Source organism: Micromonospora sp. LOL_024 (genome assembly GCF_048060415.1).
GTDB lineage: Bacteria > Actinomycetota > Actinomycetes > Mycobacteriales > Micromonosporaceae > Micromonospora.
The window spans coordinates 120,611-140,988 of the sequence record NZ_JBHMIS010000010.1; the positions used below are offsets into that span (position 1 = coordinate 120,611).

Sequence of the window (20,378 nt, forward strand, 5' to 3'; positions counted from 1 at the left end):
CTTGGCACCGCACCGCACGCACGGGGGCGGTGTCACGGGCCCGCCGGGCCAGCAGGTGAAGCAGAATTTCACGCCGCGCATGGCCACCGGCTGCTGCCGGCAGACGGTGCAACGGGTCAGACGCGCCGCGTGGACGCTGGGCGGCGCTGTCGTCATGCCGGCGGCAGGGATCGGTTACGGCCCAGCCGCGGTACGACCGGGCTGGCCGTCGGCGCCACGTCGGCGCTGGCGGCGCGTTTGAGCTTGTCGCGGCGTGCCTTCACCTGCACAGGGTCATGCAACAGCAGCTCCGCCGGGGTGCAGTCGAGCACGGCGCAGAAAACGTCGAGGTCGTCCAGACGGATCGACGTCGGCGTCGTCGTCCACAGGGCCGACATCTTGCCCGCGCTGATCTCCAGCCCGTGCTCGGCCAGCAACCGGCGCATCTCCGTGGACTTCCAGATCCCGCGTTCAGCCGCCTTCAGCCGCAGGTTCCACCGCATCGGCTCACCCCCTCCCGCCGGCGAGCCGAGCGGCGACCCGCTCGTTCGCCTGCGCCCAAGCGCCCTCGATGTGTGACTCGTGCACATGGATATACCGGGTCGTCGTCGACAACCACGAGTGACCCAGCAGTTCCTGGATGGCCTTGAGATCCACGCCGCGGGCGTACAAAGACGACGCGCAGAAATGCCGCAGGCCATGCGGGGTCAACTGGCCGTCCCACGCCGGGAGCCATCGACGTACCGCGTCGGCCAGCCCGGTCCGCAACGCGTTCGCCCCTGCCCGCAAGCACCTGCCCGTCAGCCGGTCACGGCGCTCGCTGGGCAGTAGCGGCGCGTCCGGGTCGTCCCAGTCGTCGCCGAACTGGTGCCGCACATCGCGTAGCCACCAGGTCAGCAGGTCGTCGACCGCGTTGATCCCGGGCACCAGTCGCGTCTTGGGACCGCGGCCGCGGCTGCCCTTGCCGTAGCGCACGTGCAGCTTGCCGAGCTCGCCGAGGTCCGGCCGCCAGTCTCTGATGTCCAGCATGACGGACTCGCTGATCCGCAGCCCGGCACGACGCCATAGCGACGCTGCCAGGTAGTCGCGCGCGGCGGGCAGGAACTTGCGTGCCTCGGGCAGCCAGTTCCGCCACCGGGCGAACAGCTCCTCCACCTCCGGTTCTGACGGAGGCACACGTGGCACGTCGTGGTACGGCTTCGTCGGCCGGTTGAACTCGTCGATCGGCTGGTCAACGACATGCCCGGTCAGTGCGCGGATGTCACCCTGGTACCGCATCACTAGGAAGCCGTAGAACTGCCGCAGCGCGATCGACTTGGCGTATCGGGTGCTGGTTGCCTGGTCTTTCGACGAACGCAGCCACGCTAGATACCGGTCAGCGTCCGATGCTTCCGCCGTCCATACCGGTCGCTGCAGGAACCGGATGAACTCGAACAGCGTGGCCCGGTGGCTCGCCACCTGCTCATCACCGACGCCGCTGGCCGACATCGCCAACGCGTACTGATCAAGCAGTTCCTGCTCGAAGTCTTCCGCCTCTTGGACGGTCACCAGTTCACGCGGTGAACGGATCGAGCGCACCACTGCCAGCGCCACGCCATACCCCGCGTTCATCCCAGGAGCGATCTTCCAACGATTCCCGTAGATCGTTCGGGATTCTCGACCAAACGTCAACCCCGCAGCCAGCCGCTTAGCACGGCGTCCCACCAGGACCGCAGGTCAAGAACGAACAGGAGGTCTCTCATGAACTGACGACAAGCCTGGTTCACGGAGAGTCCGGAGCCAGTCTCCGCGCGGCCGGGTGGCGCATCGTCGCCGCCCGCCCACCCGCACCCGGCTGGTCCCGGCCCAGCCGACCCCGACACGACCGCGGTAACGCGCACACCGCGCGGCTGCGGTGGGAGCCAGCCACGTAATCCCCGACCGCATGCCGGCGGGCACCCGCGCCACGACATCAATCCCTTCTCACCTTGGAGTGAATCATGGCTGTTTCCATGCCTGCCGTTGGAAGCCCCGCCGTCGAGGCGGGGCTTCCCGCCAGCCTGATCGAGGCGCACGAACAGATCAGCCACCTCGACCGACAGCTGCGCGAGCTGACCGCCGCGCACGACGCATTGCGCGACGGTATCCGCCGTGAGTTGCACCAACTCGTCTGCCTCAACTGGGTTCGGCCCGCCGACGCCGACAAGATCCTTACCATGTTCCGCATCGAGAAGCTGCCCCGACGCTTCATTGTCGGCGCTGACGTTCCCGTCTCCCTGGTTCTCTGCTCCCCCGACGGTGATTACGCCCAGCGAGGGGCGCGGCGGCTGATATTCGACGACATGCGCCGCCTGCGCGACGCTCGGCTGCGCGCCCGAACCGGGCGCGCCGTCCTTGGCCCGGCAAGCAACGCGATCGACATCGCAAAGATCGAATCAGTCGCGTCGGACGGCACGAGCCGCCGCCCGCAGTTCCGCGTCAAGGCGATCCTTCAAGTGGCCGTCGAGGTCACCCACAGTCGGGTCACCTCAGCGTGGCCGGCCGCGCGGCCGAGGCTGCTTGCCGACCTGGCGCGGCTGCGCCTTATCAACGTCGACACCACGGCCATCAGACGACTGTGGACATACGACGTGGCAACCGGCCGCTGGTACGACCCCGACCAATGAGGCCGACACAGCCTGCCGCGCGACTCGGCAGCCCACTACCGAGATCCACCAGGACGTCATCGAACGATCGATGTCGGCCCAGCGCGGCCCCCCTTTGACATCTTGCGGCCGGCCAGGCCCGACGAAGGGCCAGACTACGCCCAACCACGTGGCGCGGGCCGCCGACAACGCACCACGCGCGTACGCCTGCCCCGCCCACCCGACCACTGCCGCGCCCAACCTCAGCGCGCGTCCACGCCGCGGCCCGCCAGGCAGCCGGAGAAGGGCGCGGCGACGAACGGGCGGCAGCGAGCACAACCCTCCTGAGCCGCCATCCACACCCCTACACGGACCCGCCGCACCTGCGGCGGGTCCGTCCCTTTCACGAGACGAGACACCCTCATGACCCGCACCACCCCACCACTGACGCAACCCGCCACGCCGGCCACACACCACCCGGCAGGAACCCACAACCGCACCTCATCCGCCCTACCCCGGCGCGTGCCGGCCCACCGCGCCCGCCACCGCCGGCCGACCTGGCCGGGCCGACACCGGCACTGTGGTGCGGCGGTGGCGGCGATGCTGGCCTTCGCCGGTGGCGTCGTCGCCGCGAACTGGCTCACCTCCACCTACGGGCTCGTCCCGGTCGGCTTCGGCATGACCGCCACCGCCGGCACCGTCGCCGCCGGGTACACCCTGCTGGCCCGGGACTGGGTCCATGAGGTCGCCGGCCGCCGCGCCGTGCTGGCCTGTATCGCCGCTGGGGCGGTGCTCAGCGCCGTCCTAGCCGCGCCCACGCTCGCCCTCGCCTCCACAGCCGCGTTCGCGGTGTCGGAACTGGCCGACCTGCTGGTGTACCAGCCGCTGCGCCGCCGTGGACTCCTGCGGGCGGTGCTGGCCTCCAACGCCGTCGGCGCCCCGCTGGACACGATCGTGTTCCTCACCTTGGCCGGCTTCCCGGTCTGGTCGGCGGTGCCCGGCCAGCTGTGGGTCAAGGCCTGGGCCACCCTCATCCCTGTCGCCGCCGTGCTGGCCGCCCGTGCGCTACTACGCCACCGCCTCCGGTCCGATCGTCCGTGACGCGATGCGCGCCGGCCGACTCGGCATGATCGCCACCCCCGCGGCAGGCAACACCGTGCACGAGGGCGTGGACTGGTGCGCCGACAACAGCTGCTTCAACCCGGGCCGCTACCCCGGCGACGAGAAGTATCTCGCGTGGCTGGCCCGCCACGCCGCGCACGCGGCGCGGTGCGCGTTCGCCACCGCCCCCGACGTGGTCGGCGACGCCGCCGCCACGCTGGCCCGCTCGGTGCCGATGCTGCCCCGAATCCGCGCGGCCGGATTCCGTGCCGCACTCGTCGCGCAGGACGGCCTCGAACGCCTTCCGGTGCCATGGGAGCTGACCGACGGATTATTTCTGGGCGGCACCACCAGATGGAAACTGGGCTCGGCCGCCGCCGACCTGACCGCCGAGGCCCGCGCACGCGGCCTGACCGTCCACATGGGGCGAGTCAACTCGCTGCGGCGGCTGCGGCACGCCGCCGCGATCGGCTGCCACTCGGCCGACGGCACCTGCCTCATCTACGCGCCCCGCCACAACCTGCCGCGACTGCTGTCCTGGCTCGACCAGGTCAACCAGCCCGGCGGCACCCGACCGCCCACGGGCAGGCCCTGACCCCACGCGGGCCTGCGCCGCGGCCGCTCGGCAGCGCGCCGTGCCAAGCCGTCAGCCTCTCTCCCCGCGCGGCCGGCAGGTTCCTCTCACCTCACGTCCTCGAAAGGACTGCCTTGCCATGACCACGCCCGAGCACCACTTCGCCAACCACACCAGCCCAGAAAACGGGCAACCCGACGACACCGCCTGGACCGTCGACCGGATCCGCGCACTCGGCCTGATCACCGACATCGCCACCGCGGCGCAAATCTTCGGCCTGTCCCGCGCCGCCGCCTACGAACTCGCCAAACGCGACCAGTTCCCGGTCGCCGTGCTGCGTTTCGGCAGCCGCTACCGCGTACCGGTCGCGGCGATCCTGCACGCCCTGCACCTGCCCGCCGACGAGCAACCACCCGAGGCGCCACCACCGGCGACTTGATCTGGTCGCCGAAGGCACGCGTCGATCACCCCGTATGAAATCCGCAGCCACCGGCTGCCCACAACCCCGAGGAGCCACAGCACCATGGCGGAAGGATCCATCCACAAGATCTGCACCTGCCGCGACCCCGACGGTAAGAAACTCGGCAAGAGATGCCCACAGCTTCGCCGCAACGGCGGGGCATGGAACTCCCACCACGGCAAGTGGGGATACCAACTCGAACTACCAAGAAGGGCCGACGGCTCCCGCCGGTCACCGCTGCGCCGCTACACCTTCGACAGCCGTGACGCCGCCGCCAAGGACCGCGGCCAAGCCATCGCGCTGCTGGCGCTCGCCGGCGACGACACCGCCCTCGCGACCGACATCGCCGACCTGCTCCAACAGGTCAAGGCCGGCGCCCCGATACCCGACCGCGACACCCTCGCCAAGCGGGTTAACGCCGGCCTCCCGGCCAGCGTCGACATGACCGTCGGCGAATACCTACAGCAGTGGCTCGAGTCCCGACGCAACATCGAGCCGAGCACCAAACGCCAGTACGCCTGCCACATCCGCATGCACCTCATCCCGCACCTCGGCGCCATCCCACTGGTCAAGCTGCGAGTCGAGCACATCTCGGCGATGTTCACCACGATCACCGACCGAAACACCGCCATCGAGATCGCCCGGCAAAGCGAGGACCCGCAGATCCGCGCCACCGTCCGGGGAACCCGGACCACCGGCCCGGCTACCATGCAACGTATCCGCGCCACCCTGCGCAAGGCACTCAACGACGCGATGGCCCGGTCCAACAACCGGCTGATCGACTTCAACCCGGCCAAGCACGTCGAACTGCCCTCGGCGAAGCAGCCCAAGCCGCGCGTGTGGACGGACAAAGCCGTCGCCCGGTGGCGCGAGACCGGCCAGAAGCCCAGCCCAGTCATGGTGTGGACCCCGCAGCAAGCTGGAGTCTTCCTGGACTACGCCCAGGATCACGACATCGCCCTCTACCCGGTGTTCGTGGGCATCATGCACCGCGGAATGCGCCGCGGCGAAGCGCTCGGCCTGCGTGACACCACCGTCGACCTCGACGACGCCTTGGCGACGGTCGATCTGCAGCGCACCACGGTCGGATACGAGGCGGTCGACAAGAAGGTCAAGTCCGAGTCCGGTAACCGGACCTTCGCGCTGGACAGCTTCACCGTCGCCGCGTGGCGCACCTACCTCGCCCGCCGCGCCCGCTGGAAGCTGGCCTGCGGCAGCAAGTGGCCGGACCACGGGTTCTTTTTTGTCCAGCCCAACGGCGAGAAATGGCACCCGGACACCGTCAGCAAGCGTTTCGACAGCCTTGTACGCGACGCTGGGCTGCCCCCGGTCCGGCTGCACGACCTGCGGCACTGTGCCGCGACGTACCTGAAAGCCTCCGGCGCCGATCTCACCGACGTCAAGGAACTACTCGGCCACTCCACCATCACCATCACCAGCAACACCTACACCTCCGTCATCGTCGAACTTCAGGTCGAGCGGGACAAGGCGGAGGCCGCCGCCGCGCTGATTCCCCGCCGCCGACGCCCACGGGCCGCCTGACCGACACGATCCGCCGACGAACCTTCCGGTCTCCGATGCGCATGCCCGCACAGCTGGCCCCGGGGACCCTCCGACACACCGCGCCATCGGGGTGTGTCCGGTGGCAAGCGCCGGATGCGGGCGATCCCATCCCATGGTCGACCGCATCTGGCTCGCCACCTGGACAGAAGGCCGAGGCCACGCCGGCGTCGAACTAGCCGATGCCGTCCACCGTCTGTGGCGGGAGCGCGTCACTAACGACCTGTGGCGGCTGTGGTTGCCCTACGACACCGCCGGCACGTCCTGCGACCAACTGTTCGCCTCTGCGACGGACTTATTGACCTGGTGGACCGCCCACCGCGACGCGGTCACCGCCGCATTCACCTAGGGCTAGCACCGCGCCACCGTGCGGCTGTGTGGCCCCACGCCCGACGGCGTCGGGCCGCCCGAGGGTGCGGGCGGGATGCCGCCACGCTAGGGCCACACACGCCGCTCCTGCGCGTGGTGTGGTAGCAGCGCCCCGCAGAACCGGACAGCCAGCCACTGACGCGCGCCCCGCTCGCCACTGCCCATGGCAACGGTGCCGTCGGGACGATGCCACGGCCAGCGCAGCGAGGACGCGTCGGCCGCCCGCTCGCGTCGGCCGTCGCGACCAGGGCCGGCACGGTCTCTGACTCATTGCCCGCGGCAGTAAACGGCACCACGCGGCCCGCTGTCACGACCACCGTGCGAGGACGAGTCGGCGCCGCTGCCACCGGCTGTATCCGGTCGAGGCCGCGAACCGCGGCAGCGCCCCCAATCTCGGCAGGAATGGGCCCCGGGAGACCGACTGCTGGGAAAGCCGCGCGCCTCACCGCCAAGGACTCGGGTAGCCTTATGGCTCGGCGGGCCGCTAGCTCAATGGTAGAGCTGCTGACTTTTAATCAGTAGGTTCGGGGTTCGAGCCCCCGGCGGCCCACAATAATGACCGCCTACCTGCCGACATAGGCGTTCATCTAGTTGATGTGCGCCGACGCTAGTGGGGTCCTTCAGCGCGGCGGCGACTGGGGTGTCGCACGCCCCCGCCCCCCGCCCGACTCGCCGCCCGTCGTGGAGGCGTCAGTGCCACCGCCGTGCACCGAGCTGATGCGAGCCCTGCACGCCAAGGGTTGGCCCGTAGAGTACGAGATTGTCGCGGAGAACGCGGAGTAGCGGGGCTCTGCGGGTCCGGCCCGGTTGTTGGTGGGGCGTGCTTCTCAGGTCACCGAGTTCGGCGGTGACGTCCCGGACCCGGACGACGGCAGCAGGCTCGACCTGTCCCAGCCGCCGGCGGTGGAGATGGCCGCTCCGCTGGCCCCGACCGGATTCGAGGCGCACACTCAAGATCAGCGGCGAGCGCACTATGGGCGAGATGATCGCGGAACTGGACCGGATGCTGGCAAGCGGACGTGCCCGCGCGGTGGAGAAGGCCGCCAACGAGGCACAGTGTGCCGTGTGCGGGGACGTCTACCCGCAAGCGCACCTACTCGCCGCCGCTGGTGACGATGAGTTTCCGCTGTGCCCAGTCTGCGCATTCGACGGCGACGTTCACGTCACCACTGGCCACGTCACCGCGTATCTGACTTACAGATCGACCAGATGGCCGCGACCGACCTCGCGATGCCGGCTGGCTGGGCCGGGCCGTGGCGCTGCTGGACGTGCACGGCGCCGGCCGGTTTCGACGACCGGCTGGCCAACCTGTGGAGGCGGGCCGGCACGACGGCTGCCGCCCGGCGACCGGCCTGCGCCACTGGATAGATTCGGACTCGGTGCCCGGCTCGGCGCCCTCGTCGCCGCACTCGACGAACAGTGGTTGGCGATCACGGCCGGTTCCGCGCGGCGGGCGCTGATTGCCTCCGCCTGCCAGTTCCGACGCGAGGACCCTGATCCACCGAGGTGCAGCACGGGCAGGCCGCCCGGCGAGTTCAGGCTCTCGGGCGGCTGGACCAAACGCGACGCTGTCCCGAGTACTGGATCTTCAATGGTCACGGCACGATCCTCCAGCTCGGCGAGGCAGGCCGCAACATGGTCTATGACCGCCTGAGCCTCGTCGACGCTGTGCGCGACATCGATGAGATGCGGCACCTGGGACACGTCGATGTAGCTGACGCGATAGGCCACCACCGCACCATCTCCACTTGGCCGAAGAAGCGGTACTGCCGCCCACCACGGCTAACGCGCCTCGCAGCACCGCCCTTGTCGGTGCGGCCAGACCGCCCGCCGCCCGGCGGAACTGGCCGCCTTCGGCACCTGCTTCACCGGGTTCTCTGCCATCGCCCCGCAGGTCGGCGTGGTGGCGGTGCACGGGCCGTGGCGGGCCGCGCTGGCGTTGCCGGTGTTGTCTCGCCGCTGTCGGCATGCGCTGGCCGCTGACCGCTCGCCCGCCTCTATGGAAGAGGGTGGACTGGCTGGCCGCCGGTTCTGTCGCGGCGTGACTGCTGCTCACCGTGCAGACCGCCGCCCAGCAGGCCGTCGCCTCGACCCCTGTGATCGCCGCCGTCGCCACGGCAGCCGGCGGCGGATGCGTGGCCGCGTTGTGCGCAGCCCTGTGGCAGACCCGGGGGCCGATCACCGCGCTCACCGTCACCGCCGTGCTGCCGGCTGTCGGCATCACCGCAGCATGGCGGCGGGACTGCGGTTGAGTAAGTGGGCAGAGCTGCCGCCGCAACCCGGTGTCCGGGTTGCGGCGGCAGCGCCGGTCAGCGGCGGTTGCCGGCGAACCAGTCCTTGGCCGGTCGGCTCTTGAGCAGGGCAAGTGCGACCCCGGAAAGCCCGCCGACGACCAGCGGCGTGACCATCGTCGGTTGGAAGGTGAGCTTGCCCTGCACCAGTAGGGAGACCAGGGAGATGGCAAAGAGCCCGAAGGTGAAGGCGGCCGGTATCCGCAGCCCTTCGGCGCCGGCCCGACGCCAGGCGAGGACCATCCCAGCCACCGTTATAACCGTTGCCAGCAGACAGAGCGCGAGGATCAGGACGGCGATGATGATCAGGAAAATCTTGCCATCGCCGTCAGACCTGGCCATCGCTGTGAAGAATGCGACGCCCGCGACGAGCCAGGTGAGGGCCGTGGGCGCCATTAACAGGATCGCCGTGACCACCGCCGCGGGCGGCCGAGCCGGCGCGGGAGGCGGCGAGGGAGCGGTGTCGGTGTGAGGAGTGGTGCCAGGCGAGTAGGTCACGGACTGCCTCCGTTCGTCGTCAGGTTTCCCGGGCGGCGCCAGCCGGCACCGCTCGTTGGGGTCGGTTCGGTGGGTGCTGCCCTGGTCCGGTTGCGGCGCTTCGGTCCGTCGTCGGCGGCGCAGCAGAAGCAACACCGCCGTTACCACGAGTCCGAGGAGGACGAGTACGACCGCCAACGCGAGCACCCATTCGAGAACCTTGTCCAGGCAGCCTGAGTTCTCCGCGCGCACGGGCCAGGGTGGGTTCAACCTCGGGCTTCTGAGCCGCCCGGGTACGGCGGGCTCGTCCGTCCGGCTCGCCGGTCAACGCCTGGCGCAGGTCGAGCTGCCCCCAGCCGTCGTCGAGGTCCTTGCCCGGTTTGCCGCCGTCCCGGGTCGTCTCCAGCATCCGCTTGGACAGGCCATGCGAGTTGAGCTTCGGGTACTCAACCTTCACCAGGGCAACCGCGCCGAGCGCGGTGGCGGCGCTGCTCCCGGTCCTCATCGGGTACCGCCCGTTGGGTAGCGCCGTAAACAGGCCATCGCCGGGTACGGCGAGGTTCGGTCTCCCCGGCGGGGATGGCGGCGATGCGGCTGGGGCGACCGTGGCGTCGGTTCCGGCCGCCGCGAGCGCGCCGGGGTGCCAGGACGGGCTGCCGGTGATCGCGACCATCTTGCTGCCGATAACAGCGCCCACGGCCAGGCGGTTCAGCCACCGGTGCAGTCGTGCTGAGGCGCGTGCCGACATCTGCCCTCCCTGCTGGTTCGATTGGGTGCGGCGCCAGCAGCCGGGTGGACGTCGGCGTGGTGACGCGTTGAGGGTTCGTGGCCGGGCCTGGAGTGACCGGCGGTGAGGGCGAGGCAGTACGGATCCGGACGAAGGGCCGGAGTGGATTGGCTGCTGTCGTAGTAGCGGCCCCAGGAGGGATCCTGGGGCGTCATGGGGTAACAGTTGAGCCAGCTCCAGTCGCCTGCCACGACGCGCCCGGCTGCCTCCTCGTGCTGCACGAAGCGGGCGAAGGCGCGGCTTTCCCGGTGGTGGTCGGTGATGGACACGCCTGCGGTCTCGAAGCTGTGCAATACCGCTTCGTGGAGGGCGAGTAGGGCTTTGTCGGTGCGCAGCCGGTCGCGGTCGGGCAGGCCGAGGCCGGCGATGACGGCGGGGAGCTGGTGGTAGCGGTGACGGTCGGCGAGGTTGCGGGTGGCGATCTCGCTGGCCATGAAGGTGCCGCTGAACGGTGCCGGGAACCGCAGTCCGCCGACGTGCAGCGTCATGTTGCTAATGACGGGAACGGCCGGCCAGCACAAGCCGAGGTCGGCGATCCACGGATGGTCGGGGTGGTGGATCGGCACCTCGCGGATGTGCGCCTGGTCTGTCGGGAGCAGGTGGAGCCGCCCGTCGGTGGCGGCGATCCAGGGCAGGAGATCGAACGCGCTGCGGTGGGCGGGGCCGGGCCAGCCGAGGTCGGTGGCCAGCGCGGTCAGGGTCAGGTTGGCGGGGTCGCCGATGATGCCGCCGTCGGTGGGCCAGGCCGCGTAGAGGGCCAGCTGGGGATTGACGACGCGCACCGGTGCCGGGGTGGGTCCGGTGGCGGGGGCGAGGACGGTGAGCACGGAGCGGATGTGTCCGTCGTTGGTGGCTTCGTCGAGGTGAGCGGTCAGCTCCCGCCGTACTGCTTCCAGCGTGATGGTGTGGCGGCGGTCGCGGACGATGAGGCTGGGCCAGCGCAGCCGGCCGATGCAGCGTGCGGCGTTGCGCCAGGCTACCCGCGCCCCGTAGGCCAGTTCGTCATTGGTTGGCCGCCACGTCCCGGTCGACCGGATGTCGGCGCGTACGTCCCGCCACCGCTGGGCGAGCCCATGCTTGCCCGTCTCGTCGTGCCACTGGCGCAGAAAGTCGTACGCCTGCATGAGCAGGTCGTCGTTGGTGGTGTCGACGTCGTGGGTGGTGGTGACGGGTCGCGGTGGGATCGTCGCGGCGGTCATCGGCGGCCGTCCCCGGATGCGCTGGGGTCACCGTCGCTGAAGACGGCGGTGTCGCGGCCGTGCAGGAGGTAGGGGGTGCCGGGTGTGGCACCGGTGCCGGGACGGTCGGTGCCGAGCATCCGCACGGCGAGGCGGTAGTGGGTGCGTCGCCACTGGTGTACGGCGGCGGTGAACTGCCGCATCCCGTCGGCGAGGATCGGGACCTGGGCGAGGGCGAGGTGGTCGGCGCGGATGGCGGTCAGGGCGTCGTTGATGCTGGTCTGCCCGTTTCGGACGCGGGCGTGCACGTCGGGCACGGATTGGTATGCCGCCGAGTGCAGGCGCTGCGGGTCTGGTGTGCGGCACAGCGACTCGACCAGCTTGTAGGCGCGGGACTGGATGGCGCTGGCACCGTCGGTGTGAATCCGGAAGCGGTGGAACGCCTCGGGTTGCATGGTGGCCAGCAGCGACCACAGTGGCGCGGTCTCCCGTAGGAGGGCGGCGGCGAGGCACAGGCGGATGCCGGCCGCGGGCAGGCGGTCCTCGCCGACGGCGGTGACGACGGCGGTCAGGTCGACAGCGAGGAGCCCGAAGGTCAGCTCGAAGGCCTGCAGGACCCGGATGAACAGATACTCGTCGTGGACGGTCGACACCGGCAGCACGGTGGTCCGCAGCGTCAGCCGGTCAGCTGAGGTGCGGTCTATGCAGACCATCGTGACTATCCGGCGAGCCAGTGCCACCGGGTCGTCGACGGCACGGACGTCGAAGCTGAGCCGGCGCAGTGCAGGGCCGGTCGCCCGTACCGCGTGTCGCAGACGTTTGCGTACGACCACCGGGTCAGGGCGCATCTGGGGTAGTGGCCTGTTGGTGCTGTCGAGTGCACGCAGCTCGAAGGCGATGAGGTCGGACAAGAGCAGGACATGGAAGCGGTCCCGTCCGGCCAGCAGTCGGTCCGCCGGTTCGGTGGTGCGGTCCGGATCGGGGATGGGTAGCAGAGGCAGGGCGAGGTAGGTGTGGTAGCCGAACCGGTCATCGACCTTGTCGAGCGCGGTGTCCAGGAACGCTGCCAACTGTCCCCGTGGCCCGGAAACCTCTCGCAGCCGGTCGCGGGTTGTGCACAGGAGCGTGGTCCATTCCTCGGGGATGAGGTGCTTGCCGTAGTGCTGGTAGGCGTCGACAACGCGGTCGTAGGGGAAGCGATGTGTGGTGGGCCGGCGCTGGGCCAGCCACCGGTGCAGCGGTTCGGGGTTCATCGGGCACCTCCCGGGCGGGTGCGGCTGCGGTGCCGGTAGGCGGCGATCGCCTCGCACGCGGCGTCGATGTCGCCTGCGGTGGTGTAGGCGTGCATGGCCAGGCGCAGCACCCCGTTGCGAGGCGCGGCGATGATGCCGCGCTGCCCGAGCCAGGCCGCCAGTGCGTCCGCGTGGGACTCGACGAGCGCCAGGTGCGCGCCTTGGGCGTCGGCGTGGCTCGCCAGCCGCACGATCTCTCCCTGGGCGGCAAGGCGCTGCGTGGCTGCGGCGATCAGCCGCTGGGTGCAGTGGCGGACCTGCCGCAGGTCGAGGCCGCCGATCAGGGACAGGCCGGCGACGGCGGCGTAGATGGCTGCGGCGGCGGGAGTTCCGGTCTCGTACCGGCGGGCGTGGGGCGGGGAGTCCAGGACGGTGGCGCGGAAGGCATGGGGATCGGTGCGGCCGAGCCAGCCGGTGAGCGTCGGCGCCGGGCCGTCCGGATGCCGGATGTAGAGGAAGGCCAGGCCGGGCAGTCCGAGCAGGTACTTGCCGGTGCCGGTCACGAGGTAGTCGCAGCGCAGCGCGTCGACGTCGAGGGGCATCACGCCGGCGGCCTGGTAGGCGTCGACGAACACCGCCGCGCCGGCGGCGTGCGCGGCGTCGGCGATGCGCGCCACGTCGAGGACGATGGCGTCGCGGTAGGTGACGGCGGGCACCGACACCAGCCCGGTGCGGGGTGTGATCTGCGACAGGTAGTCGCCGGTGGTCAGCTCACCGCCGGTCGTGCCACACCAGCGGACCCGTGCTCCCGGCTGGCTCAACCAGGTGTGCGCGATCCCGGGGAATTCCGCGGGTGTGGTCAGGATGTGGCGTGCGCGCCGCCAGCGGCGGCCTGAGGCCGCCTGGTGGGCGGCGACGCTGGCGTTGGGCAGTATCGCGATCTGGTCGACGTCGGCGCTGACGAGTCGCGCGAACGCTCGGCGGGCTTTGGTGACTTGCTCCTCGCACGCCTGCCAGAAGCCGGGCCGGGATAGGTCTTCGAGCATCCGGGCAAGGGCTTGGTCCACGTCGAGGGTGCGCGGAGCGATGCTGCACGCCGCCAGGTGCGCGCCCACCGTGGGTGTGGTCAACCGCTGGCGCAGCGACGCGGGTTCGGTAACTGTCGTTGCGCTCACGCCTGCCCCCTGCTCGGGTAGACGCATTGCGAGGACGCTTGCGTCAGTGCGGTGCGCGCTTCCCACAGCGTCGGGAATCGCCGGTGGTTGATGAGCGCGGAAAGGCTGTCGACCGGTGTGCGGCGGGTGCCGAGAACACCCTGGCCGATGACACGCGTGGCGACGGTGTAGTGCTCGGCGCGCCACAGCGCGATCCGCTCATCGAACTCCACCAGCGCCTCAGCGAGCCGATACAGCGGATCCGATGGCTGACCCTGGTACAGGTCCGCTGCGGTGAGGCGAGACGAGGACAGCAGACGGCTGAACGCGATGTCGAGCTCGGTGGTCGCTGAGCGCAGCAGCCGCCACCCGGGGGACTCGAACCCGGACCCGTTGCCCAGCGCGCGGCGGATGACCGCGAAGTGCGCCGGGGGCAGGGACCGCAGAATGCGCAGATGCTCGGTGATCAGCCGCAGCGCCTCTGCCGCCCGGTCGACGAGCAGCTCCGCCGCGCCCACCTGACCCGCCCCCACATGCGCCAGAGCGCGAGACAGCAGGGAGCGGGTGAGCTTGAGCCACAGTTCGCTGCTCTGGTGCACGATCTGAAACAGCAGTTCGTCGGGGTGCACCCACTGCGTTGGCTCCTTCTGTAGCGCCAGCAGCTCGTTGGTGCGCATGTAGCGGGCGTAGTCGGTGGCACCGACCCCGGGCAACACAGCGGGTAGCGATGACGCGACCATGTAAGACCTCCAGACAAGAGTGGATCGGCGAGGTGGGGATCCCTCAGGTGCGGTGCGCATCGAGCGCCGAGGACGCGGTGGCGCTCAGCCCCGTGTTCAGGTCCTCGGGCAGGTCAGCCCCGAGACGCGGCGGCACCGCGGTGACCGCCAGGTACGCGTTCGCCTCATAGGTCACCACCGTGAGGCCGGTCGCCGCGTAGGTGTAGGCGTAGGCTGCGGCCCCACTACCGGTCGGATCCGTGACCCGGCCGCTGCCCTGCTGTACCTGCCGCAGCCCCTCGTACATCAGCCGGCCAGAGTCGGGCGCGCCAAAGTCGGCGCCGGCCGTCACCCCGTGGGGCAGGCGCCCCACGGTGACCGCACACGCCAGACGGGCGAAGCTGCCGCCTGTGCGGGAGATGTCCTTCTGGGCGCTGACCTGCCCGACGAGGTCGGCGACCGCCCGTAAATCGAGCCGGGTGCACAGCGCGCTGATTGGCCGGGAGGAGGCCGCGGGAGACAGGCGGGTGGCCGACGCGGTCGGGTGGCCCGCCCCGACGGGCGAAGCCGCACCGGCAGGGGAGAGGACGCTTCGGCGGTCGCGGCGAATCCTGCCGCAGCCAGTCCCTCGACGCCGAGGCCGCACAGCCATGGCCGCCGCCGACCGGCCCGCCTTCACTGCGGCCGTCCGGCGGGGCAGACGCGGCGGAATTCGCGATGAAAAGCGCAGAACAACCATTGTGTCAACCTGTCTCAGGACGCGATCGGTCATCCTGCCCGCAGTGCGCGGCAGGCTTACAGAACTGTTTCCCTATGCCGCCGGTCGCGGGTGTCAGCAGCAGATTCAATTCAGCACCCCAGCATGTGCGGTGTCTATGTTTCTTGCCAGCTCTAGCAGCATCGCCATGCCGCCGGCCACCTGATCACATCGGGCTGACCTGCGGATACGGCGGTCGCGGAACCTGGGAAACCCGCCACAGGTGACGGCGCAACGGAGGCGACGGCGGCGTTACCGACGCATGTGCGTGTGGGCGTAAGGATCCCGCTACGTCGGTGAACAATCAGTTTCCGCGCGGCGGATGATCGCCTGCGGTGACGAATTCTCCGATCCGCACCAGGCTGCCCGGTGACCGGTGCGGGGCGTGTGTCAGCCACCGGCGTCGGTGGGCTCGTATCCGGGAGATGGGTATTGGCGCTGCCTGGGCCGGAAGTCGCTGTGGTTCGGGCACGCGGACCGCAGGGGTGGCAGGCACACCCATCCCCTCGGAATCAGGTGTGCGCGTTTCGTGCCGCGATGGCTGTTGCGGGCCGCTACGGCGCGGCGCGGCCCGATGTCGAGGCGGGTCAGCGGCGGATGGCCACTGCTCCCTTCATCGGTGATGGCACGGGCCGGGCGGCGTAGGGGTCGGGCTCGCCGAGTTCGGGCCGCCAGTCGTCGAGCGGCACCAGGCCTGGCTCGATCATGGTGAGGTCGCCGAAAAGTTTGGTGATCTGCGCGTCGTTGCGCAAGGTGATGTCGGTGGCCGCCTGGGTGCGGTACACGCTTGTCGCTTCGGAGACGTTCGACTTGTCGTACCGCTCGGTCAGCGTCGCGCTCGGGTGCGAGATGACCATGGCGCTGCCGGGGACGAGTCAGTCGCGGATCGGTGCGACGACGCCGTGGATCCGGTCGTCAGAGACCACTTGTAGGACGGAGCAGTACAGCAGCGCGGTCGGCTGGTCGAGGTCGATCACGGTGGCCAGGTCACCGCCAGCGAGCGCGTCGAGAATCAGGTCGGGACGGGTGAAGTCGCCCTCGATCACGCGGCAGGTGGGGTTGCCCATGAGGATCTGGTTGGAGGCGACGACCGCCACCGGGTCGATGTCGACGTACAGCACCCGGATGGCCGGGTCGATGGCCTGGGCGATCTCGTGCACGTTGCCCTGGGTGGGGATGCCGGAGCCAAGATCGAGGAATTGCTGGATGCCACCCTCGGCCAACGTGCGCACCGCGCGCCCCATGAACAACCGGTTCGATCGGGCCATGTTCGCCGATTCCGGGAAGGCCCGCAGGAGTTGTCGTGCGGCCTCGCGGTCGGCCTCGAAGTTCTGCTTCCCGCCGAGGAGGTAGTCATAGATGCGGGAGTAGGTGGCCTGGCCACCCTCGGGGCTCTGTGCGCTCTGCCGGTCGGTCACCAGTGTCCCCTGTCGCCGATGCTGTCGCTTGTGGAGCCTAGTCGAGATCGCCGGCGACGTCGGTCCCTCGAACATCGAGATACCCGCGGGTGGCCCCAATGCGGCTACACTCTGATCTTTGGTCCGGCACTGATCGTAGTGTCAGGAGGTTTGGATGCTCTTGGCCCGGGCGCGTCTCGCGCGGCGCCTGCGCGCGGCCAACGTGCCTCCGCCGCCCGCCCCGTACACCGTGGACGCCTGGTGCGAGGCGATCGGACGAGCCCGCGGACGTCGCCTGCAGGTCCGTGACGTGCGGCTGGGCGCTGACCTGCCGCCGGGGTTGCTCGTCAAGCGGGACGACGCCGACTACATCCTTGTCGACGCGGCGCTGCCCGCGCTCGCGCGGGTGCAGACCGTGTTGCACGAACTCGCGCACCTCATCCTCGAACACGACGGTGACGTGTTGCACGGCGATGTCGATCCCGCTGTCGAGGCCGAAGCCGAGATGGCCGCTGACCTGCTGTACCAGCGGTTGATCCGCCCCGCGTCCTCTACGGTTGGCGCGCATGGTGCGGAGGCTTTGTCCCGCCTACGGCTGCCCGGCGGGTCACCGGCGTGGTGGGCCGACCGGCGCCACGACTGGCATCTCCTGCAGCTGTGGGTGACGCTGCGCGACGGCATGCCCGACGTCGCGATCGTCCGCACCAGCACGTCCGCGCCGGTTCCGGTCGAGATCCGTGGCAGGCGACAGCGCTACCGCACGGTCATCGAAATCCACGAGGCGCTGCGCGTGCTGCGCCCGTGGTGCAGTCCACAGGTGTACGCCAGTGCGACTCGACGCGCGCGACGTCACCGGCTCGATGCCGCCGCCGTGGCGGCCGTCGCGGAGGCCGCCACAGTCGCTGTCGCGCTGCGCCGCCGCCACACCTCGCTGCCTCCCGGTGCCGACGATTCGCCTCTGCCACTCCAGCGCCATGACCCGCACGACGTGCGCGCCGAGGCCCGCCGCCTCGCCCGCATGGCCCGCGCGTTGCACGAGTCCCCGCTGGTCGCCGCGGAGATCGCCCGGTGGGTGCCGGTGGTCGCCCCCGTCGCGGACGCGGCACCGTCCACGACCGTCGTGGCCGGCGCTCCGGTGATCTCACTAGCCGCGACGCGCCGGGGACGTTCGCCCAGCGCGGTGTAGCCGTATCACCTGCGCCCCCGTGTGCAGCGCGGTGGGCTGCCATGTCTGCGCATGGCCGTGGAACTGGCTGGGGAACATCTCGCCGCCGAGCAGTGGACCGCTGCCCAGGACACAGCCGAGCCCGGCCAGTTCGCGCCTTTCCTCCTCGGTGGTGATCCCTGGCGCGATGACCGCGAGGTCCAAGTCGATGGCGAGGTCCACCGCCGCGCGGATGACCGACCGGGCCGGACGCCAGCCCGCGTCCAGGGCGTAGGCCGGATGCAGGCGCAGGTAGGTCCACGTGGCGGCGTTGAGCGACTCGATCCCCACCTGGCCACTGCCATAGTTGTCCAGCAGCAGCCGCACGCCGAACTGCCTAATCCGCTCGGCCACGCCCCGCGCGTCCCCGTCCAGTGGCTGGCCGAGCGCCAGCACCAGCGACGAGCCCGCCACGGCATGGTCTCGTAAAAGGTCACGTATGGCGTCGGCGAAGGCGGGCGTGAGGGCGCCGGACGGCACCGGCACGACCAGCGCCGTGTCCGGCAGCGCCTCACGCCAGGTTGCCGCGGCCGACAGCGACCGCGCCACCACCTTCTCGGCCAGGTTCTCCAGGCTGTCGGGATCACCGATGAGCTGGTAGACGTACTCGTCGGCGGTGAGCATGTCATGCCGCGAATACAGCCAGCGCGGCACGGACTGCACCATGGCGATCCGCCCGCTGACGAGGTCCACGACCGGCTCGAACGAGATCGACGTCCGCGCACGCGACAACTCTCGGGCGAGTGACCACTGGCGCACCGGACCTGGCTGATACGACACCAGCCGGTCCTGACCCTGCCGCATAGCTCGCCACAACACACGCTCCGCCGCGTCGAGCAACTCGGGTCCAGGCACACCGGATGCCATCCCCGCGCTGGCCCGCACCATCACCCGGCCTTCATCGATGCGGACCTCGCGACGCAGCGCCGCCACCGCCGAGCACGCTAGCTGATAGGCAACGTCCGCCTCGATGTCCCACATGATCAATGCGAACGTCACGTCACCCACACGACCTGCGACCGAGGTAGTGCCCGCCGACAGGCGGCGCAGCCGACCGGCGAGAGTGTTCAGCAGCGCCAAGGCCCGGTCTCCGCCGGCCGCGTCGGCCAGGAAGTGGTAGTTCTCCAGCCGGATGACAACGGCATGACAGGGCCCGACGGCCATCTTGCTGATGTGGTTCAGCACACCAGCGCGGTTCGGCATGCCGGTGTCCTCGTCATGGGTCGCCGCTGTCTCGTGTCGACGTGCCTTGAACGCCAGCAAGCCGTAGGCATGGGCGATGTCCAGGCTCGATGACAGGGTTGCCGCGAAGGCCCGCAGGGTCGCGCGTTCCCGCACCGAGAGCACATCACGCGGTCCACTGAGATGCAGCCGCACCACCCCGTGCATTCCGTTCGGATCGCCGCCGATCTCGTGCCGCACCGCCGTCCGCACCTCGCCGAGTTCGGGGGCCTCACCCGCGGGCCCGTCGTAGACCACACGGGCGACCCCGTCCTGCTGGCTGGCGCGCACCAACCGCTGGCCGCCTGTAATCTCGATGTCCGCCGACCGAGCGCCGAAGAGGTCAACCGCACCGCCCGCTGCGGTATGCAGCACTACATCGAGGTCACGCGCGCTCAGGGCGTCGCTCAACGCGGCCAGGTGCTCCCAGGCCCGCCGCTCCTCGCGAAGCCGCAGCCGATACGTGAGCCCGAGGTGCAGGACGAGCATCACCGCCGGCAGCGCTACAAGTGCTCGCTTGTCCAGTCCGGCAACGACCGTGACCACGCCCGCCGTGCTGATCTCCACGACAGCCACGACCAGCCGCGTGAGCCACAGGCTGCGCAGCACGACCAGGAACGGACGCCTAGTCGCCAACGTCACCGCCGTCGCCGTGACCAGCTCCTCGAACACCAACACCGCGACCGCCGCGACGAGAAACCCGACCAGGTGACGTGAGAAATGGGGAGTCACCGACGCAGACTCACCAAGACTCGGACGGATGCCGAAGGCAAACATCACCGCACCAGCCAGCGCTGCGGCGATGACATCCATGCTGGTGTTGTGCACAGCCTTGTACAGGCCAGATGAGCGCCGATATTGCGTCAACAACCGGGCCAAGCCGACCCCGACCGCCGCGCAGACAACCACCCACGGCACCGGCAACACTGACGCGCATACCAGGCACGCCGTCGGCGTTAATGTGACCCGCATCGACATCCGCGGACGCAACGGCACCGAAAAGGCCGCGCCCATAACCATGAGCGCGACACCCATCCACAGATACACATGATCGTGGGGCGTCGGTGACCCCACATTGCGCAACGCCCATGTGAGGCACGCCAGCGCCGTCGCGACACCTGACACGGTCAGTAGAACCAGCGCCCACCGGCCGCACCGGAGCGACATCAATCAGTCCCTGTGATCATCAACCCCAGCCCTCCCGAGAGAGCCGTCCACAGTAGCAGCCCGCAACGTATTCAGTCCCACTCGACGCCTTTACGCATAGCCACCCTTCCCTCCGCGAGTTACATCTAGGCGAAATGTATCGCCGCGC

Annotated in this window: 19 protein-coding genes, 1 tRNA gene and 2 pseudogenes; 11 read left to right on the forward strand and 11 right to left on the reverse strand. The window is 69.9% G+C overall.

All coding sequences use genetic code 11. The features are described from left to right. Nucleotides 1–152: 152 nt before the first annotated feature. Together ACFHWY_RS13905 and ACFHWY_RS13910 are read right to left on the reverse strand one after the other, a co-directional pair. Nucleotides 153–482 carry a helix-turn-helix domain-containing protein gene (locus ACFHWY_RS13905; protein WP_416580599.1) on the reverse strand — a complete coding sequence of 110 codons (330 nt, stop codon included), beginning with the start codon at nt 480–482 and terminating at the stop codon, nt 153–155. 4 nt (nt 483–486) lie between these two features. Further along, nucleotides 487–1,572 (reverse strand): tyrosine-type recombinase/integrase, encoded by a 1,086-nt coding sequence (locus ACFHWY_RS13910; RefSeq protein ID WP_416580634.1) that lies wholly within the window; start codon nt 1,570–1,572, stop codon nt 487–489. Nucleotides 1,573–1,958: 386 nt separating this feature from the next. Between ACFHWY_RS13910 and ACFHWY_RS13915 the strand changes: the two genes are divergently transcribed. From ACFHWY_RS13915 to ACFHWY_RS13950, 8 genes are all read left to right on the forward strand, one after another. After that, on the forward strand, nt 1,959–2,624 hold the full coding sequence (locus ACFHWY_RS13915; RefSeq protein WP_416580600.1) for a hypothetical protein: 666 nt from the start codon (nt 1,959–1,961) through the stop codon (nt 2,622–2,624). Nucleotides 2,625–3,005: 381 nt separating this feature from the next. Continuing rightward, the gene (locus ACFHWY_RS13920) at nt 3,006–3,683 is read left to right on the forward strand and encodes a VUT family protein (protein WP_416580601.1); all 678 of its coding nucleotides are present in this window, start codon (nt 3,006–3,008) and stop codon (nt 3,681–3,683) included. Beyond that, entirely contained in the window at nt 3,643–4,278 is a 636-nt protein-coding gene (locus ACFHWY_RS13925) for a hypothetical protein (RefSeq protein WP_416580602.1), read from the forward strand. The genes ACFHWY_RS13920 and ACFHWY_RS13925 overlap by 41 nt, the downstream gene beginning before the upstream one ends. 118 nt (nt 4,279–4,396) lie before the next feature. Beyond that, nucleotides 4,397–4,696, forward strand: coding sequence for a helix-turn-helix domain-containing protein (locus ACFHWY_RS13930; RefSeq protein ID WP_416580603.1), 300 nt, complete (start codon nt 4,397–4,399; stop codon nt 4,694–4,696). An 84-nt stretch (nt 4,697–4,780) separates the two neighbouring features. After that, complete coding sequence (locus ACFHWY_RS13935; RefSeq protein ID WP_416580604.1) at nt 4,781–6,259, forward strand: site-specific integrase; 1,479 nt, start codon at nt 4,781–4,783, stop codon at nt 6,257–6,259. Between the two features lie 133 nt (nt 6,260–6,392). Beyond that, nucleotides 6,393–6,626: a hypothetical protein gene (locus ACFHWY_RS13940; RefSeq protein ID WP_416580605.1), complete on the forward strand. Its 234-nt coding sequence runs from the start codon at nt 6,393–6,395 to the stop codon at nt 6,624–6,626. A gap of 498 nt (nt 6,627–7,124) precedes the next feature. Continuing rightward, a tRNA-Lys gene (locus ACFHWY_RS13945) sits at nt 7,125–7,196 on the forward strand. Nucleotides 7,197–8,703: 1,507 nt separating this feature from the next. Continuing rightward, nucleotides 8,704–8,898 (forward strand): hypothetical protein, encoded by a 195-nt coding sequence (locus ACFHWY_RS13950; protein WP_416580606.1) that lies wholly within the window; start codon nt 8,704–8,706, stop codon nt 8,896–8,898. 57 nt (nt 8,899–8,955) lie between these two features. Here the strand turns inward: ACFHWY_RS13950 and ACFHWY_RS13955 are convergent, their stop codons facing one another. Further along, complete coding sequence (locus ACFHWY_RS13955; RefSeq protein WP_416580607.1) at nt 8,956–9,279, reverse strand: hypothetical protein; 324 nt, start codon at nt 9,277–9,279, stop codon at nt 8,956–8,958. A 225-nt stretch (nt 9,280–9,504) separates the two neighbouring features. On the opposite strand from ACFHWY_RS13955, the gene ACFHWY_RS13960 reads away from it, so the two are divergent. Beyond that, the gene (locus ACFHWY_RS13960; protein WP_416580636.1) at nt 9,505–9,651 is read left to right on the forward strand and encodes a hypothetical protein; all 147 of its coding nucleotides are present in this window, start codon (nt 9,505–9,507) and stop codon (nt 9,649–9,651) included. Between the two features lie 124 nt (nt 9,652–9,775). On the opposite strand, the pseudogene ACFHWY_RS13965 reads toward ACFHWY_RS13960, so the two are convergent. The 7 genes and pseudogenes from ACFHWY_RS13965 to ACFHWY_RS13995 all read right to left on the reverse strand — a co-directional run. After that, nucleotides 9,776–10,162 (reverse strand): annotated as a pseudogene (locus ACFHWY_RS13965) (S8/S53 family peptidase); the annotation flags it as partial. After that, the gene (locus ACFHWY_RS13970) at nt 10,123–11,400 is read right to left on the reverse strand and encodes a nitric oxide synthase oxygenase (protein WP_416580608.1); all 1,278 of its coding nucleotides are present in this window, start codon (nt 11,398–11,400) and stop codon (nt 10,123–10,125) included. The pseudogene ACFHWY_RS13965 and the gene ACFHWY_RS13970, both read right to left, overlap by 40 nt. After that, on the reverse strand, nt 11,397–12,632 hold the full coding sequence (locus ACFHWY_RS13975) for a tryptophan 2,3-dioxygenase family protein (RefSeq protein WP_416580609.1): 1,236 nt from the start codon (nt 12,630–12,632) through the stop codon (nt 11,397–11,399). Before ACFHWY_RS13975 ends, ACFHWY_RS13970 begins: the two co-directional genes overlap by 4 nt. Next, nucleotides 12,629–13,786, reverse strand: a complete 1,158-nt coding sequence (locus ACFHWY_RS13980) for an aminotransferase class V-fold PLP-dependent enzyme (protein WP_416580610.1) — start codon at nt 13,784–13,786, stop codon at nt 12,629–12,631. Before ACFHWY_RS13980 ends, ACFHWY_RS13975 begins: the two co-directional genes overlap by 4 nt. Beyond that, the gene (locus tag ACFHWY_RS13985; RefSeq protein ID WP_416580611.1) at nt 13,783–14,505 is read right to left on the reverse strand and encodes a tryptophan 2,3-dioxygenase family protein; all 723 of its coding nucleotides are present in this window, start codon (nt 14,503–14,505) and stop codon (nt 13,783–13,785) included. Before ACFHWY_RS13985 ends, ACFHWY_RS13980 begins: the two co-directional genes overlap by 4 nt. Nucleotides 14,506–14,548: 43 nt before the next feature. Further along, complete coding sequence (locus ACFHWY_RS13990; RefSeq protein ID WP_416580612.1) at nt 14,549–14,857, reverse strand: hypothetical protein; 309 nt, start codon at nt 14,855–14,857, stop codon at nt 14,549–14,551. A 971-nt stretch (nt 14,858–15,828) separates the two neighbouring features. After that, nucleotides 15,829–16,734: pseudogene (locus ACFHWY_RS13995) on the reverse strand (SAM-dependent methyltransferase). A 79-nt stretch (nt 16,735–16,813) separates the two neighbouring features. On the opposite strand from ACFHWY_RS13995, the gene ACFHWY_RS14000 reads away from it, so the two are divergent. Next, nucleotides 16,814–17,824, forward strand: a complete 1,011-nt coding sequence (locus ACFHWY_RS14000; protein WP_416580613.1) for a DUF6545 domain-containing protein — start codon at nt 16,814–16,816, stop codon at nt 17,822–17,824. Here the strand turns inward: ACFHWY_RS14000 and ACFHWY_RS14005 are convergent. Beyond that, complete coding sequence (locus ACFHWY_RS14005; protein ID WP_416580614.1) at nt 17,783–19,795, reverse strand: EAL domain-containing protein; 2,013 nt, start codon at nt 19,793–19,795, stop codon at nt 17,783–17,785. The genes ACFHWY_RS14000 and ACFHWY_RS14005 overlap by 42 nt on opposite strands. A 28-nt stretch (nt 19,796–19,823) precedes the next feature. On the opposite strand from ACFHWY_RS14005, the gene ACFHWY_RS14010 reads away from it, so the two are divergent. Next, nucleotides 19,824–20,114 carry a hypothetical protein gene (locus ACFHWY_RS14010; protein ID WP_416580615.1) on the forward strand — a complete coding sequence of 97 codons (291 nt, stop codon included), beginning with the start codon at nt 19,824–19,826 and terminating at the stop codon, nt 20,112–20,114. Nucleotides 20,115–20,378 lie beyond the last annotated feature (264 nt).

Excerpts from the sequence above, each read along its gene's own strand:
- ACFHWY_RS13905 (WP_416580599.1), bottom strand. The coding sequence starts at position 482 with ATGCGGTGGAACCTGCGGCTGAAGGCGGCTGAACGCGGGATCTGGAAG.
- ACFHWY_RS13915 (WP_416580600.1), top strand. The coding sequence starts at position 1,959 with ATGGCTGTTTCCATGCCTGCCGTTGGAAGCCCCGCCGTCGAGGCGGGG.
- ACFHWY_RS13920 (WP_416580601.1), top strand. The coding sequence starts at position 3,006 with ATGACCCGCACCACCCCACCACTGACGCAACCCGCCACGCCGGCCACA.
- ACFHWY_RS13930 (WP_416580603.1), top strand. The coding sequence starts at position 4,397 with ATGACCACGCCCGAGCACCACTTCGCCAACCACACCAGCCCAGAAAAC.
- ACFHWY_RS13935 (WP_416580604.1), top strand. The coding sequence starts at position 4,781 with ATGGCGGAAGGATCCATCCACAAGATCTGCACCTGCCGCGACCCCGAC.
- ACFHWY_RS13940 (WP_416580605.1), top strand. The coding sequence starts at position 6,393 with ATGGTCGACCGCATCTGGCTCGCCACCTGGACAGAAGGCCGAGGCCAC.
- ACFHWY_RS13955 (WP_416580607.1), bottom strand. The coding sequence starts at position 9,279 with ATGGCCAGGTCTGACGGCGATGGCAAGATTTTCCTGATCATCATCGCC.
- ACFHWY_RS13970 (WP_416580608.1), bottom strand. The coding sequence starts at position 11,400 with ATGACCGCCGCGACGATCCCACCGCGACCCGTCACCACCACCCACGAC.
- ACFHWY_RS13975 (WP_416580609.1), bottom strand. The coding sequence starts at position 12,632 with ATGAACCCCGAACCGCTGCACCGGTGGCTGGCCCAGCGCCGGCCCACC.
- ACFHWY_RS13985 (WP_416580611.1), bottom strand. The coding sequence starts at position 14,505 with ATGGTCGCGTCATCGCTACCCGCTGTGTTGCCCGGGGTCGGTGCCACC.
- ACFHWY_RS14000 (WP_416580613.1), top strand. The coding sequence starts at position 16,814 with ATGCTCTTGGCCCGGGCGCGTCTCGCGCGGCGCCTGCGCGCGGCCAAC.
- ACFHWY_RS14010 (WP_416580615.1), top strand. The coding sequence starts at position 19,824 with ATGCCGAAGGCAAACATCACCGCACCAGCCAGCGCTGCGGCGATGACA.